Source organism: Georgenia sp. SYP-B2076 (genome assembly GCF_003991205.1).
Lineage (GTDB): Bacteria > Actinomycetota > Actinomycetes > Actinomycetales > Actinomycetaceae > Georgenia.
This window is the reverse complement of sequence record NZ_RXOZ01000002.1, coordinates 44,853-58,340: the sequence shown is the minus strand read 5'-3', so window position 1 is coordinate 58,340 and position 13,488 is coordinate 44,853. Positions and strand designations below refer to the sequence as shown.

At 71.6% G+C, this 13,488-nt stretch carries 17 protein-coding genes; 8 read left to right on the top strand and 9 right to left on the bottom strand.

Going from position 1 to position 13,488, the window contains the following annotated elements:
• Window positions 1-7: 7 nt before the first annotated feature.
• The 6 genes from EJK16_RS01210 to EJK16_RS01185 are packed head-to-tail and all read right to left on the bottom strand — an operon-like array spanning window position 8 to window position 6,421.
• The gene (locus EJK16_RS01210) at window positions 8-1,132 is read right to left on the bottom strand and encodes an LLM class flavin-dependent oxidoreductase (protein ID WP_240645703.1); all 1,125 of its coding nucleotides are present in this window, start codon (window positions 1,130-1,132) and stop codon (window positions 8-10) included.
• Window positions 1,133-1,157: 25 nt separating this feature from the next.
• Window positions 1,158-2,120 (bottom strand): amidohydrolase family protein, encoded by a 963-nt coding sequence (locus tag EJK16_RS01205; RefSeq protein WP_127125538.1) that lies wholly within the window; start codon window positions 2,118-2,120, stop codon window positions 1,158-1,160.
• Window positions 2,117-2,563, bottom strand: a complete 447-nt coding sequence (locus EJK16_RS01200; RefSeq protein WP_127125536.1) for a CoxG family protein — start codon at window positions 2,561-2,563, stop codon at window positions 2,117-2,119. The genes EJK16_RS01205 and EJK16_RS01200 overlap by 4 nt, the downstream gene beginning before the upstream one ends.
• Entirely contained in the window at window positions 2,560-5,007 is a 2,448-nt protein-coding gene (locus tag EJK16_RS01195) for a xanthine dehydrogenase family protein molybdopterin-binding subunit (protein WP_127125534.1), read from the bottom strand. Before EJK16_RS01195 ends, EJK16_RS01200 begins: the two co-directional genes overlap by 4 nt.
• The gene (locus tag EJK16_RS01190; RefSeq protein WP_127125532.1) at window positions 5,004-5,558 is read right to left on the bottom strand and encodes a (2Fe-2S)-binding protein; all 555 of its coding nucleotides are present in this window, start codon (window positions 5,556-5,558) and stop codon (window positions 5,004-5,006) included. Before EJK16_RS01190 ends, EJK16_RS01195 begins: the two co-directional genes overlap by 4 nt.
• Complete coding sequence (locus EJK16_RS01185; protein WP_127125530.1) at window positions 5,555-6,421, bottom strand: xanthine dehydrogenase family protein subunit M; 867 nt, start codon at window positions 6,419-6,421, stop codon at window positions 5,555-5,557. Before EJK16_RS01185 ends, EJK16_RS01190 begins: the two co-directional genes overlap by 4 nt.
• Window positions 6,422-6,784: 363 nt before the next feature.
• On the opposite strand from EJK16_RS01185, the gene EJK16_RS01180 reads away from it, so the two are divergent.
• Window positions 6,785-7,480, top strand: a complete 696-nt coding sequence (locus EJK16_RS01180; protein WP_127125528.1) for a GntR family transcriptional regulator — start codon at window positions 6,785-6,787, stop codon at window positions 7,478-7,480.
• A gap of 105 nt (window positions 7,481-7,585) precedes the next feature.
• Entirely contained in the window at window positions 7,586-8,362 is a 777-nt protein-coding gene (locus EJK16_RS01175; protein WP_205739542.1) for a GntR family transcriptional regulator, read from the top strand.
• 25 nt (window positions 8,363-8,387) lie between these two features.
• Here the strand turns inward: EJK16_RS01175 and EJK16_RS01170 are convergent, their stop codons facing one another.
• The gene (locus EJK16_RS01170; protein WP_127125526.1) at window positions 8,388-8,768 is read right to left on the bottom strand and encodes a DUF6544 family protein; all 381 of its coding nucleotides are present in this window, start codon (window positions 8,766-8,768) and stop codon (window positions 8,388-8,390) included.
• A 192-nt stretch (window positions 8,769-8,960) separates the two neighbouring features.
• Between EJK16_RS01170 and EJK16_RS01165 the strand changes: the two genes are divergently transcribed.
• The 6 genes from EJK16_RS01165 to EJK16_RS01140 all read left to right on the top strand — a co-directional run bounded on the left by EJK16_RS01165 (window position 8,961) and on the right by EJK16_RS01140 (window position 12,281).
• Window positions 8,961-9,536, top strand: a complete 576-nt coding sequence (locus EJK16_RS01165; protein ID WP_127125524.1) for a hemerythrin domain-containing protein — start codon at window positions 8,961-8,963, stop codon at window positions 9,534-9,536.
• A 14-nt stretch (window positions 9,537-9,550) separates the two neighbouring features.
• Complete coding sequence (locus EJK16_RS01160) at window positions 9,551-10,123, top strand: dihydrofolate reductase family protein (RefSeq protein ID WP_127125522.1); 573 nt, start codon at window positions 9,551-9,553, stop codon at window positions 10,121-10,123.
• A gap of 65 nt (window positions 10,124-10,188) precedes the next feature.
• On the top strand, window positions 10,189-10,425 hold the full coding sequence (locus tag EJK16_RS01155; RefSeq protein ID WP_127125520.1) for a helix-turn-helix domain-containing protein: 237 nt from the start codon (window positions 10,189-10,191) through the stop codon (window positions 10,423-10,425).
• Window positions 10,425-10,976, top strand: a complete 552-nt coding sequence (locus EJK16_RS01150) for a Clp protease N-terminal domain-containing protein (protein ID WP_164737165.1) — start codon at window positions 10,425-10,427, stop codon at window positions 10,974-10,976. The genes EJK16_RS01155 and EJK16_RS01150 overlap by 1 nt, the downstream gene beginning before the upstream one ends.
• 186 nt (window positions 10,977-11,162) lie before the next feature.
• A complete protein-coding gene (locus EJK16_RS01145; RefSeq protein WP_127125516.1) occupies window positions 11,163-11,615 on the top strand; it encodes a VOC family protein in 453 nt (150 codons plus the stop codon).
• Window positions 11,616-11,618: 3 nt separating this feature from the next.
• A complete protein-coding gene (locus EJK16_RS01140; protein ID WP_127125514.1) occupies window positions 11,619-12,281 on the top strand; it encodes a helix-turn-helix domain-containing protein in 663 nt (220 codons plus the stop codon).
• 148 nt (window positions 12,282-12,429) lie between these two features.
• On the opposite strand, the gene EJK16_RS01135 is transcribed toward EJK16_RS01140, so the two are convergent.
• Window positions 12,430-12,978 carry a type 1 glutamine amidotransferase domain-containing protein gene (locus EJK16_RS01135; protein ID WP_127125512.1) on the bottom strand — a complete coding sequence of 183 codons (549 nt, stop codon included), beginning with the start codon at window positions 12,976-12,978 and terminating at the stop codon, window positions 12,430-12,432.
• Between the two features lie 116 nt (window positions 12,979-13,094).
• Complete coding sequence (locus EJK16_RS01130) at window positions 13,095-13,469, bottom strand: PH domain-containing protein (RefSeq protein ID WP_127125510.1); 375 nt, start codon at window positions 13,467-13,469, stop codon at window positions 13,095-13,097.
• Window positions 13,470-13,488: the final 19 nt, after the last annotated feature.

The window sequence follows — 13,488 nt, the reverse complement described above, 5'->3', positions numbered from 1 at the left end:
GGTCTGGTCATCGGGGCTTCCGCACGCCCTTGCGCTCCAGGCGCGGGAGGACCTCCTGGGCGAAGTACTCGAGCTCGGAGACGTAGTCGACGAAGGCCATGGTCAGGCCGGAGAAGCCGGCCCGGTAGTAGCGCTCGAGCTCGTCGGCGATGTCGTCGGGCGTGCCGTACAGGGGCACGGAGCCGTGCCCGGCGGCGAAGCGGGCGCGGTAGGTGGCGAGCATCTCCGGGGTGAAGGACTTTGCGTGGAGGTTCTGCAGGCGCATGAGGTTGTCGACGGCCGACCAGTCGGCGTTCTCCTGCGCGTAGTAGCGGAGGTAGTCCTCGGCCTCCTTGCGGGTGGGCCGGCAGACCACGTGGGCGGGGGTGAACACGCCGAACTTGCGCCCGTAGGCGTCCTTGGCGTGGGTCGTCAGCTTCGAGACGACGCCCGCGCCGTCGTCGGGCCCGAAGACGTTGGTGAAGACGTAGTCGGCGTTGCGGGCGCCGAACTCCCGGCCCTGGCCGGACGAGCCCGCGTTGAGGATGGGCATCCGGCCCGCGAAGGGCTTGGGGCTGCCGATGATGTGCTTGCCGGAGTAGAACCTGCCGTTGTGGTCGAAGGGCTTGTCCTCGGTCCAGATGCGCTCGACGAGGTCGAACCACTCCTGCGCGAGGGCGTAGCGGTCGTCGTGCTCGGTGGGCAGGTCGACGCCGAAGATCTCGTACTCGGGCTGGTTCCAGCCGGCGACGACATTGAGGCCGGCGCGGCCGTGGCTGATCTGGTCGATGGTGGCCAACTGCTTGGCGACGACGACCGGGTGGTTGAAGGCGGTGTGCACGGTGGAGAAGACGGTGATGTTTTTCGTCTTGGCCAGCAGCCCGGCCGCCCAGGTGACGGTCTCCAGCACGCTGCCGTGGAAGTCGGTGTCGCCGCCGTAGCCGATCCACCGGGCGATCGGCAGGAGGAAGTCGATGCCGACCTCGTCCGCGAGCAGCGCCATCCGCTCGTTGTCGTCCCAGCTCGCGGACCAGCGCTCGTCGATCTTGGTGACGGCGAACCCTCCGGAGCAGTTGGCGCTGAAGATCCCGAGCTTCAGGCCCGTGTCGGTCAGCATCGGGCGCGTCTGGATGGTGTCGAGCGTCTGGGTCATCACAGGTCTCCTCGCGTGTGGAAGGTCAGGCGGTCTGGGTGGCGCGCCGGCCGAGGGCGGCGGCGGCGTTGTCGACGGCCGCGCGGCGCTGCGCCTCGGCGCCGCGGTGGGCGATGAGGGCCAGCGGGTCGGACGAGCCCATGGGGAAGGGCCAGTCGCTGCCGACGAGCAGCCGGTCGGCCCCGAAGACCTCTACGGCGAGGTCCACGACGGCCGGGTCGTGGGCGAGGTCGTCGACGTAAAGGCGCCGGACGGCCTCCCGTGGGGGCAGCTCGAGGCGCGCGACGCCGGGACGGTCGGTGTCGTAGCCGCGCTGCCAGCGGCCGACGACCGAGGGCACGACGCCGCCGCAGTGGGACAGCACGACGCGCACGCGCGGGTAGGTGCTGAGCACGGCGCCGAACACGAGCTCGGCGGCGGCCATCCCCGTCTCGGCGGGGTTGCCGAGGAGGTTGGCGAGGTAGTGCCGGTCGAGCCGGGCGTCGGCGCTCGTGCCCGGGTGGAGCAGGAGGGTGCGGCCGTCCTCGTCCAGCATGCGCCACAGCGGCGCGAGCGCCTCGCCGTCGAGCGGCTGCGAGCGGCCCCCGGCGGAGGCCGTGACACCCGCCCAGCGGGCGTCGCCGCGCAGCGCCGCGTACTCCGCGACGGCGACGTCGGGATGCTCGAGCGGGAGGTAGGCCAGCGGCAGCAGCCTGGTCCGTCCGGCCACGGAGCGCAGCACGCCGTCGTTGAGGGCGCGCACCCAGGCGGCCGCGGCGGCCGGGTCGAGCTCCTGGCGGAAGAACGGCGGCGGCGGCGAGACGACGGCGGACTCCAGACCGGCGTCGTCGAGATAGGCCTCGAGGGCGTCGGGGCGGTACAGGCCCAGCGGCCCGACGGCGTGCCCGTCGACGACGAGCCGCTCGCCGTCCGCGGCCACGCCGTCGGCCCCGTCCGGGAGCACGGGGGCGAGGTGGGTGTGCACGTCCACCGAGCCGGGTAGCGTCATGCGGGCACGCCCGCGCCGGCGGCCGCGCCTGCCGCCGCCCGGAGCACGTCGTCGATGGCGCGGGTGACGATCTCGGCGCCCACGCGCTGGCCGACGCTGGCGGCGGTGCCCCCGAGCATGACCTCGGCCTCCCAGCGCACCCGCGAGCCACCGTCGGCTGCCTCGAAGGTGAGCAGGAGGTCGGCGTCGACGAGGTTGCTGCCGCGAAGCGCGCGGACGGCCACCTCGGCCGTGGTGTCGGTGACCTCGCCGGCGGTGATCGTCGTCACGAACCGGATCGGGCCGAGCGAGATCACCGGGTAGTACGCCACCCTCAGGGCGCCGTCGTCGGCCACCTCCACGTCACGGAAGGCGGGGACCGCGGCCAGCACCTCCGGCGAGGTGGCGAGAGCGCGCAGCGCGTCGGGACCGGCGGGGGTGTCGAACGTGCCGTCGAGCTTCATCGGACCACCTTCACGTGCTCGGAGTTCGCCCCGGCGAGGAGCTCGAGGACTGACTCGGCGGGGATGTGGGAGTCGATGACGATGCCCGTGTCACCGAGGGCGTTCTGCACGGCGGCGCCGATGGTGTGCTGCGGGGCGCCGCCGCCCTCCCCCATGCCCTTGGCGCCGGTGGGCGTGAAGGGCGAGGGGCTGATGACGTTGTCGTACGCGAACTGCGGCAGGTCGTAGGCGGTGGCCGCGTGGTAGTCGTAGAAGTTGGCGCCCAGGAGCTGGCCGTCCGGCGTGTAGTGCATGTTCTCGAAGAGGGTCGCCGAGATGCCGTGCGCGGTGGCGCCGTGGACCTGCCCCTGGACGATGAGCGGGTTGATGGGCGTGCCACAGTCGTCGACCATGCCGTAACGGAGCAGCTCGATCTGGCCCGTCTCCTCGTCGATCTCGACGACGGCCGCGTGGACCTGGGTCGAGTACGTGAGGGTGAGGTTGCCCTTCTTGGTCTCGACGTCGGGCACGGTGAAGGGGGCGGCGTAGACGCCGCGACCGACGAGCGTGACGACGTCCTGCACCTCCTTGGGCAGCTCCGCCGGGGACATGTGCACGAGCCAGCCGACGGCCTTGAGCGGCATCTGCCGCTCCGGGTCCGCGGCGACCCTGACCATGTGGTCCTCGAGCACGAGCTCGTCCGGCTCGGCGCCGAGCACGGCGCCGGCCACGAGCTTGATGTCGGTGATGAGCTTGTTGGTGGCGTCGATGAGGGCGCCGATGCCGGTGACGGCGAACTGGGAGGCGTACGAGCCGGAGAAGCCCGTCTGGGTCCCGAGGATCGAGTCGCCGCCGCGGTGGGTCACGAGCTCGTCCGGGGTCACGCCGAGCATGTCCGCGACGACCTGGGCCATCGTGGTCTCGTGGCCCTGCCCGTAGGCGACGCCGCCGGTGACGACGTACACGGAGCCGTCGCTGCCCATCCGGACCAGGCCGGCCTCGGTGTTGCCGCTCATGCCCGAGTTGGGGTTGATGAACCGGGACTGACCGAAGTTGTTGGTCCCGGAGTCGAGCGTGGAGCCGATGCCGATGCCGATGCGCCTGCCCGTACCGACCGCCTCGGCCTGCAGCCGCTTGGCGTCCTCGTAGTCGATGAGGTCGAGGGCCTTGCGCAGGCTCAGCGGCAGGTTGCCGGAGTCGTACACGCACTCGTTGACGGTGGTGTACGGGTACTGGTCCGGCTGGATGTAGTTCTTCAGGCGGAACTCCACCGGGTCCATGCCGAGCTTGGTGGCCGCGATGTCGAAGAGCCGCTCCATCGCCCACAGGTGCTGCATGCGGGAGTACCCACGGACCGGGAGCGTCGGGCCCTTGTTGGTGTAGACGGACTTCCAGTTCACGCGCAGGTGCTTGATCTGGTAGCAGGCGTTGGTGACCTGGGACCAGATGGGGGCGCCGAGCGGCTCGTACCGGGTGTAGGCACCGTGGTCGTCGAGGGCGTCGTAGGTGACGCCGAGGACGGTGCCGTCGTTCTGCACGGCCATCTTGAGGTTGGTGAAAGTGCGCTCGTTGGAGTGGCCGCCCTCGGAGTGCGCCTCCGAGCGGGTCTGCACCCAGCGCATGGGCCGGCGGAACTTCCGCGCCATGAGGCACAGCGCCACCATCGGGATGAACATGCCGACCTTGACGCCGAAGGAGCCGCCGATGTCCTTGCTCAGCAGGCGGATCTTCTCCACCGGGTGGCGCAGGGCTGCGCCGATCATCAGCAGGCTCAGCTGGGGCTGGGCGCAGCCGCTCTGGATGGTGAAGGTGTCCATGCCGGGGTCGTAGTCGACGGAGATCACGAAGGTCTCCAGCGGCGTCGGGGAGAAGCGGTGGAAGTGCAGCTCGTCGACCTCGATGACGTGGTCGGCGTTCTCGAGGGCGAAGTCGATGTCGCCGAAGTCGAACTGGCCCTGCCAGGAGACGTTCTCCCCGATGGCCTCGTGCAGGAGCGGGGCGCCCGGCTCGACGGCCTTCTTCGTCTCGACGACCACGGGCAGCGGCTCGTACTCCACGACGACGGCGGCCGCCGCGTCGCGGGCGGCCTCGCGGCTGTCGGCGGCGACGGCGACGACGGGCTCGCCGGCGTAGCGGACCTTGCCCCCGCTGGCGAGAGGCCGGTCGATCTCGGCGGCGCCCGGGCCGGCCTGGTACTCGATGAACGGGTCTGAGAGCTCCTCGACGTCGTCCGGTGTCAGGCACCCGACGAAGCCCTGGACCTTGCTCGCGCCGGAGACGTCGATCTTGGTGATCCTCGCGTGAGCGAACGGGGAGCGCACGAACTGGACGTAGGCGAGGCGGAAGACCGGGGTGTCGTCGGCGAACTCGCCCTCCGCCCGCAGCAGGCGGTCGTCCTCCCGGCGAAGCATCGCCTGGCCCTCGTACTTCTGCTGGGCCTGGGGGCGCGCGTCCGTCGCGGTCATGCCGTCACCTCCTCGTGGCCGGCCTCGCGCCCGTGGGGCAGCGGGGCGTCTGCGCCGCCGGCGGCGCAGATGGCGTTGACGATGTTCTCGTAGCCGGTGCAGCGGCAGATGTTGCCCTTGAGGGCCCGGCGCACGCTGGCGTTGCTGACCTCCTCGCCGGAGGCGAGGAAGTCCGTGGCGGTCATGAGCATCCCCGAGGTGCAGTAGCCGCACTGCAGGGCGTGGTGCTCCTTGAAGCTGCGCTGAAGGTCGTTGAGGGTGCCGTCCTCCTCGGCGAGCGACGCGGCGGTCTCGACCTCTGTGCCGTCCGCCTGCACGGCGAGCACCATGCACGACTTCACGAGCGTGCCGTCCCACTTGACGGTGCAGGCGCCGCAGTTGCCGGTGTCGCAGCCGATCTTCGGCCCGCGGCGGTCCAGGTCGTCGCGCAGGAAGTGCACGAGGAGCTTGCGCGAGGACACGGTGCCGGTGTGCTGCTCGCCGTCGACGGTGACGGTGATGGCGTGGACGTCGGGGCCCGCGAGCAGGTCCTCCACGGTCTGCTGGGTCATGCTTGCTCCTTCTCGATGAGGTCGACGAGGGCGCGGCGCACCTGCACGCGCGCCATCGCCCGCCGGTAGTGGGCGCTGCCGTGCGCGTCCGAGATGGTCTCGACGGGTTCGGTGTCGAAGGCCTTGAGGGCGCCAGGGATCACCGCGGGGTCGCGCGGGCGGCCCTCGAGCACGGCCTCGACGGCCGCCAGGCGCAGCGGCGAGCCGGGGACCGCGCCGAGGAAGACCCGCGGGCCCGTGAGCGTCCCGCCCGAGACGTCCGCCCGGACCACTACGCGGGCGAGCGCCCAGGAGTCGCGGGCGAGCTGCAGGTGGCGGTGCACGACGACGTCGGTCGCTGGGAGCGCCGGGACGTGGACGGCCGTGAGCAGGCCGCCGCCCGTCACCGCGGTGAAGAGCGCGCCACGGAAGAACTGCGCCGCCGAGAGGGTGGCCGCGCCGTCGGCCGTGATGACCTCGAACGAGGCGCCGAGAGCGGAGAGCAGCGGCGGGAAGTTGTTGGTCGGGTCGTTCAGGGAGACGTTGCCCCCGATCGTCCCCCGGTTGCGGACCTGACGGTCCACGAGCCCCGCCGCCATCTCCGCGACGGAGGGCAGGACCTCCCGCACGAGCGGATGAGCCGCAAGCTCGGCGTACGTCATGGCGGCGCCGATGCGGAGGCCGCCGGCGGAGCGCTCGACGCGACGCAGCTCCTCGAGGGCGTGGACGTCCACCAGTGCCGTGGGCGAGACGAGGTCGAGCTTGAGCGCGTTGACCAGGGTCTGGCCGCCGGCGAGGACCGTGGAGCCGGGCACCTCGCGCAGCAGGTCGGCCGCGTGGCTGACGCTGTCAGCCCGCAGATAGCGGAAGGGCGGAAGAATCATGGAGGGACCCTCCTTCGAGCCCGAACGGGCTCGGATAGTCGTCGTCGACTCGAGTGATCGGAAGCCTGTCGAATCTGTGATCACATGTCAAGAGGATCAGATACACGCGTTCCGCACGCTTCTCTTCACCGTCGCAGCGGCGTAAGGCTCCCCCTGCTGGCGCGTCAACCCGCGGGGCGTCCAGGCTGCGAGAAGCCCTCGGTGCAGGCTGCGAGGAGCCGCCCAGGCTCGCAGGAGCGCCCACGGCCCGGGTGCCGGGGGCGTCCACGGCCGCGAGGTGTGATCACACCTTGTGTAAACTCCAGACACGCCCGGGATCCCCGGGGTCTCCTTCGTTGCACGCCGCTCCGGGGGTCGGCGCACATGACTTCGATCGATCACGACCTGTTCGAGCTCTCACCCGACTCCACCGCCGGCATCCAGCGCACCATGGCGGACAGGGTCACGGTCGAGATCCACCGGCTGATCATCATGGGCGAGATCGAGCCCGGCTCCGCGCTGCCCATCCGCGACCTCGCGGACCGCTTCGGGACCAGCGCGATGCCGGTACGCGAGGCCCTGCGCCGGCTCGGTGGCCTCGGGCTCGTGGAGATCACGCCGCACCGCGGGGCGCGCGTCGCGGAGATCTCGGTCGAGGACCTCGAGGACACCTACCGGGTCAGGCTCGTCCTCGAGCCGCTCGCGGTCGCCTCCGCCGCCGAGGTGGTCGACGAGGCGCAGCTCGAGCGCGCCGCGGACGCCCTCGCTCGGCACAACGCCGCGATGGACGCCGGCGACCTCGACCGGGCGCGCACGGCACACACGGAGTTCCACTTCCTGCTGTACCAGGGTGCCGGCTCACGGTGGCTCCAGCGGGCCATCGAACCCGTCTGGCAGAACAGCGACCGGTACCGCTTCGCCGCGCCCGGTGGCGAGAAGGACCGGAGCCGCGCCGAGCACACCGAGATCCTCGAGGCGTGCCGAGCGCACGACCCGGCCGCCGCCGAGGGAGCAATGCGACGTCACCTCGAGGGCGCGCTCGGCCGGATTCGCACGGCGATGCTGGCCCACCGCGACTGAGCGCCCGGGCGCCGGGACGGAACGCCTCGTGAGCGAACGTCGGCGCCGGGCACGGGCCTGTTCGTCGCCCATGCTTGACATGTGATCACAGATTCTTCACGCTGGGTGACGTCGCCCCATTCGGGACGACGAGCGGCGCGCATCAGCGCCGCCACCGGCCCGCCCTCGGGCAGCGCTGCGACCAACGTGGGGGACCTTGTGACCATCGGCTTCGAGCTCTCCCCCAATCGGAGCGCTGGCCTGCACGACACGCTGTCGGACAGGGTCACCGCCGAGCTTCACCGCCTCATCCTGATCGGCGTGCTGCCGGCCGGCTCCGCGCTCCCGATCCAGGAGCTCGCCGAGCGCTTCGCCACGAGCGCCATGCCGGTGCGCGAGGCGCTGCGCCGCCTGGCCGCCCTGGGCCTGGTCGACATCGCGGCGCACAAGGGCGCGCGCGTGCGCGACCTGACACTCAGCGACCTCGAGGACACCTACCGGATGCGGCTCACGCTCGAGCCGCTCGCCGTGTCGCTCGCCGCCGACCGGAGCGACGAGACCGTCGCCCAGCGTGCGCTGGAGGCGCTCGACCGCCACGAGCGGCACCTCGACGCCGGCGAGCTCGAGCAGGCGCGAGGGGCACACAGCGACTTCCACTTCGGCCTCTACCGCGCCTCGGGCTCGCGCTGGCTCGTCCGGGCGATCGAGCCCGTCTGGCAGAACAGCGAGCGGTACCGCTTCAGCGCCCGCCGCGGCGACTCGGACCCTCATCGCAGCCACGACGAGCACATGCGAATACTCCAGGCGTACCGCGCGGGTGACCCCGCCGCCGCGGAGCGCGCCATGCGTGAGCACCTCGAGGGCGCGATGACCCGCATGCAGGCAGCCATCGGGCCGGGCTGAGCCTGGGGCCGGGTGACCGCCGGGTTCAGCGCCGCGGCCGGGAGGAGCATCGTCTCGCCCGCGAGTCGGCCGGCGGCGCTGCGGGTGACTTGGCGTTCCGGGCGGACATCACTGGCAGGAGGCCACCCAGCCGCCGACGCATCTCGCCCCGGGTGAACCGGTCGAAGCCCCGGGGCCGCGTGGCGCCGCGACCCGCTGGCCCCGCCCAGACGAACCCCTCGGGCGGCGCGAGGACCTGCAGCGCGGTGAAGGGCCGCCACCGGCCGACCAGGATCTCCCCGTGCATGGCCAGGAGCGCGGTGCGCAGCAGCGGGGGGTGATCGCGAACCGCCGCCACCGGGCGACCGGGGCGGGCGGGTGCTCGACGTCGGCCGTGCGGCGCCCGTTCGACGTCGTCGTCGTCCATGCCTCCAGCCTGGCCGCGGGGGCGGCGGGCCACCCGGGCCGAAGGTCACCGCCGTCGGCGCGGTGCCGACGCCGCCGGGGACGCACACACCTTCTCCCCTGACCATCCGGCGCGGCGTGGCGTGGCTGAGGATGCCGCGCCCTCGCTTCCTTCCTAGGCTCGGGTCACAACGACGCGAAGGAGGGTCGTCTCATGACCGAGACCCGAAGTGGCGGCCAGGGCCGGGATGTCGTCGACATCCTCACCGCCGACCACCAGGAGATGCTGGAGCTGCTCGGCCAGATCGAGGGCACGCCCGACGCCGGCCGGCGCCGGGACCTGGCCGACACCGTGATCGCGGAGGTGATGCGTCACGCCGTCGCCGAGGAGATGTACGTCTACCCCGCGATCAAGGAGCACGTGCCGGACGGGGCCGCGGAGGTGGAGCAGGACAAGAAGGAGCACGACGAGATCGTCCAGCTGATGAAGCGGATGGAGGACGTCGAGGCCGGCGATCCGACGTTCATGGGGCTCGTCAGGGAGCTGGAGGCGCAGCTGCGCCACCACGCGGGCGAGGAGGAGGCCGACCAGTTCCCGAAGCTCCGGGCCAGCATTCCCGCCGAGAAGCTGGTCAAGCTGGGCGAGAAGGTGGAGACGGCCAAGAAGCTGGCACCGACCCGCCCGCACCCCCACGCCCCGCACTCCGAGCTGTTCCACAAGACCCTTGGGCCGGGCGTCGGCATGGTCGACCGGCTCCGCGACAAGCTGACCGGACGGCACACCGGCTGAGGCGGAGCGCGGGCGTGGCGAGGGTCATCTACAACGCCGCGGCGACGTTGAACGGATTCATCGCCGACGACGAGGACTCGCTGAGCTGGCTGTTCGCCGTCGAGAGCGCGGGCGCCCCCGACAACGCGGCGTTCCTGCGCGGGATCGGCGCGCTGGTGATGGGCTCGACGACGTACGAGTGGGTGCTGCGCGAGGAGCGGATCCTCGAGCGGCCCGGGCGGTGGCAGGAGCTCGAGTACGTCGGCGGCCGCCCGGCGTTCGTCTTCACCACCCGCCGGCTGCCGACGCCGGAGGGCGCCGACGTGCGCCTCGTCCGGGGCGCCGTCGCCGACCGGCTGCCCGACCTCGCGGCGGCGGCCGGGGACCGGGACCTGTGGCTGCTCGGCGGCGGCGACCTGGCCGGCCAGTTCCTGGACGTCGACGCGCTCGACGAGATCCAGGTGTCGGTCGCGCCGGCGACGCTGCCCGGCGGCGCCGCGCTCCTGCCCCGGCGGGTCGGGCCGGATCGGCTGGCGCTGACGAGCGCGGAGAGGCACGGCCAGTTCGTCCATCTCGTCTATGCCGTGCAGCGCCCCGCCGGCGGGTGACCACCAGGTACCCCTTCCGGCAACAAAGGTTGACGCGGTCGCTCCGTCAACCTAGGCTGACGATTGTGAATGAGGAGAGCGACCTCGTCGCGAGTGGCACGGACAAGGACCCAGCCGTCGGCCTGCGCGCCGTCGCGGCGTTGCGCCGGCTGGTCGAGCAGCTGGAGGACCTCCAGGTCCGCAACGCGCGGGAGCAGGGCTGGTCCTGGGCCGAGGTCGCCGCCGTGATGGGGGTCTCGAAGCAGGCGGTCCACAAGAAGCACGCCGGGCGGGTCGGTCCCGCCGCGGACGGGAGGCGATGATGTTCGAGCGGTTCACCGAGGCGGCACGCACCACGGTCGTCCGGTCGCAGGAGGAGGCCAGGCGGCTCCGGCACGACCACATCGGCGCCGAGCACCTCCTCCTCGGCCTCCTGGCGAACGACGACGACCTCGCGCCACGGGTGCTGGCCGAGCTGGGCCTCGACCGGGCGGCGCTCGAGCGCGAGCTCGCCGTCCTCGGCCACGCCGACGGGGAGGCGCTCGCGAGCATCGGGATCGACCTCGAGGCGGTGCGCCGCCAGGCCGAGGCCACCTTCGGCCCCGGCGCCCTGGACAAGCCGCGCGCGCCGCGCCGCGGGTTCCTCCGCAGGAAGGGTGACCGTCTGCCGTTCACCGCGAGCGCGAGGAAGGCGTTGGAGCAGTCCCTCCGCGAGGCCCTCGCGCTCGGGCACGGCTACATCGGCACCGAGCACCTGCTGCTCGCCCTGGTGGCCGACGACACCCCCACGGCCCGCACCCTGCAGTGGCTGGGCGTGGCGCCGGCGGACGTGCGGGCGAGGCTGCACGAGGAGCTCGGCCGCGCCGCCGGCTGAGTCCCGCTGCCCAGCTGATCGGCCTGTCCAGCCGATCTGCCTACCCCGCCAGTCGGCCCACCCGGCGGATCTGCCGCCCGCCGAAGGAGCCGAACGGCCTCTTGACAGTCGTACTTGCTTTTTGCAAGTGTAGTTCTCGTCCGCACGAGCGGTCAGGTTCAAACAGTCAAGGGAGACATGTTCATCATGACCACTGACATCTTCGTCAACCTGCCCACCTCCGACCTCGAGCGAGCGAAGGCGTTCTTCACCGGGCTCGGCTGGCACATCAACCCCAACTTCACCGATGAGAACGCCGCCTGCGTCGTCATCGACGAGCACCTGTACCTCATGATCCTCACCCGCGAGTTCTTCGCGACGTTCACCGACAAGCCGATCGCCGACCCGCACACCTCCGCGCAGGTCGAGGTGGCGCTGAGCCGGGAGAGCCGCCCGGAGGTCGACGCGCTCCTCGAGAAGGCGCTCGCTTCCGGCGGCACCGAGCCCCGCGAGGCCCAGGACTACGGGTTCATGTACTCGCGCGACTTCGAGGACCCCGACGGCAACAACTTCAGCGCGCTGTGGATGGATCCCGTCGCCGCCGAGAAGGGCCCCGAGGCCTACATGGCGCAGCAGGGACAGCAGGAGGCGGGCGCCTGACGGATGGGCGCACGTAGCTACGGGCAGTACTGCGGCGTCGTCACGGCCCTCGAGCTGGTCGGCGAACGATGGGCCCTGCTCATCGTCCGCGACCTGCTCGTGGGGCCGCGGCGCTACACCGACCTCAAGGCGGGCCTCCCCCGCATCCCGACGAACATCCTGGCCGCGCGGCTCAAGGAGCTGCAGGCGGGCGGCGTCATCCGCCGCGTCCCGCTCGCCCACGGCCTGGTCTACCAGCTCACCGAGTTCGGGCGCGGGCTCGAGGACGTCGTCCTGGCGCTGGGGCGGTGGGGCTTCCGGGCCATGGGCGAGCCCGACCCGGCCGACGTCGTCACCGCCGACTCGCTGACCATCGCGCTGCGCACCGCGTTCCGACCAGGCGTTGCCGCCGCCCTGCCGGCCGCCTCCTACGAGGCACGCATCGGCGACGTCGTGCTCGCGCTCGACGTCGCCGACGGCGCCCTCACCGTGACGCCCGGACCGCGGCCCGGCGCCGGCCTCACCTTCGCCGCCGGGCCCGGGATCCACTCGGTCATCTCGGGCGAGGTCTCCCCCGCCGAGGCGATCGAGCGGGGAGTCGTGGAGGTGCTCGACGGCGACCCGGCGTTGCTGGACCGCTTCGCCGCCACGTTCCACCTCGCAGCGGAGCCGGCGCCCGCCGCGTGAGGTTCCGGTCAGGGTCGTCCGCCGTCGGTCATGGGACGGCATGGGTGTGGGCCTGGTGCCGAGGTCACCTCGGCACCAGGCCCACACCCTGGGCTCGTCTACGTCCGCGCTACGGCGACGATTGGGCCGCCCGACGTCGCGGGGCGCATCAGGCCACCTGCGCCTCGTGCTTGCCCTCGGCGAACTCCTCGACGATCTTGGCGTTGAACGCGGGCAGGTCGTCGGGCTTCCGGCTGCTCACCAGCCCGGCGTCGACGACCACCTCCTCGTCAACCCAGGTGGCGCCGGCGTTGCGCAGGTCGGTGCGCAGGCTCGGCCACGAGGTCATGGTGCGCCCCTTGACCACGTCGGCGTCCGTGAGGATCCAGCCGCCGTGGCAGATCACCCCGACCGGCTTGTGCTGGTCGAAGAAGGACCGGGCGAACGCGACCGCGTCTTCGTCCATGCGGATCGTGTCACCGTTGGCGACGCCGCCCGGCAGGACGAGTCCGTCGAAGTCGTCGCCCTTCGCCTGGCCCACGGCCGCGTCGACCCTGGCCTCGTGCCCGTTCTTGCCGGTGATGCTGCCCGGCTCGGGCGAGACGAGGGTCGCCGTCGCGCCGGCCGAGGTCACCGCCTCCCAGGGCGACGTCAACTCCGAGTCCTCGAAGCCGTTCGTGGCGAGGAAGGCGATGCGCTTGCCTGTGAGGTCCGTCATTCTGTGCTCCTCTCGTTCGGTGGGATCTCTTCGACCGTACGAGCCCCGCGCGCTCCCCGCCTCCCGGAAGCGCCCAGGGAAACGTTCCTGTGGCGTCCGCGCGTTGAGCCGGGCGCCTAGAGGACGTGGTCCCCGATGAGCCGGTTGAGACCCCGGATGTCGACGCCGCGGGTGAACTCGAGCTTGATCCGGCCGAGGCCGCTGAACCACAGCTCGATCTCGGAGTCGAGGTCGAACGTTCCCGCGGTCTCCACGGAGAACGCCTGGATACGGCTGTACGGCAACGAGGTGTAGTCCTTCTTCTTACCGGTCATGCCCTGCACGTTCAGGGCGATGATCCGCTTGTTGGTGAACGTCACCGAGTCCCGCATGCCCTTGAATGCGAGGTGGACCGTCTCATTCTCGATGAGAATCTCCGCGAGGTCGGACTGCGCTTTAGTGGTCTCCCACGGCCCGAGCTTGATGTACGACGCGTTCTGGAAATCGATCATGGTGAAACCCTTCTGGCTG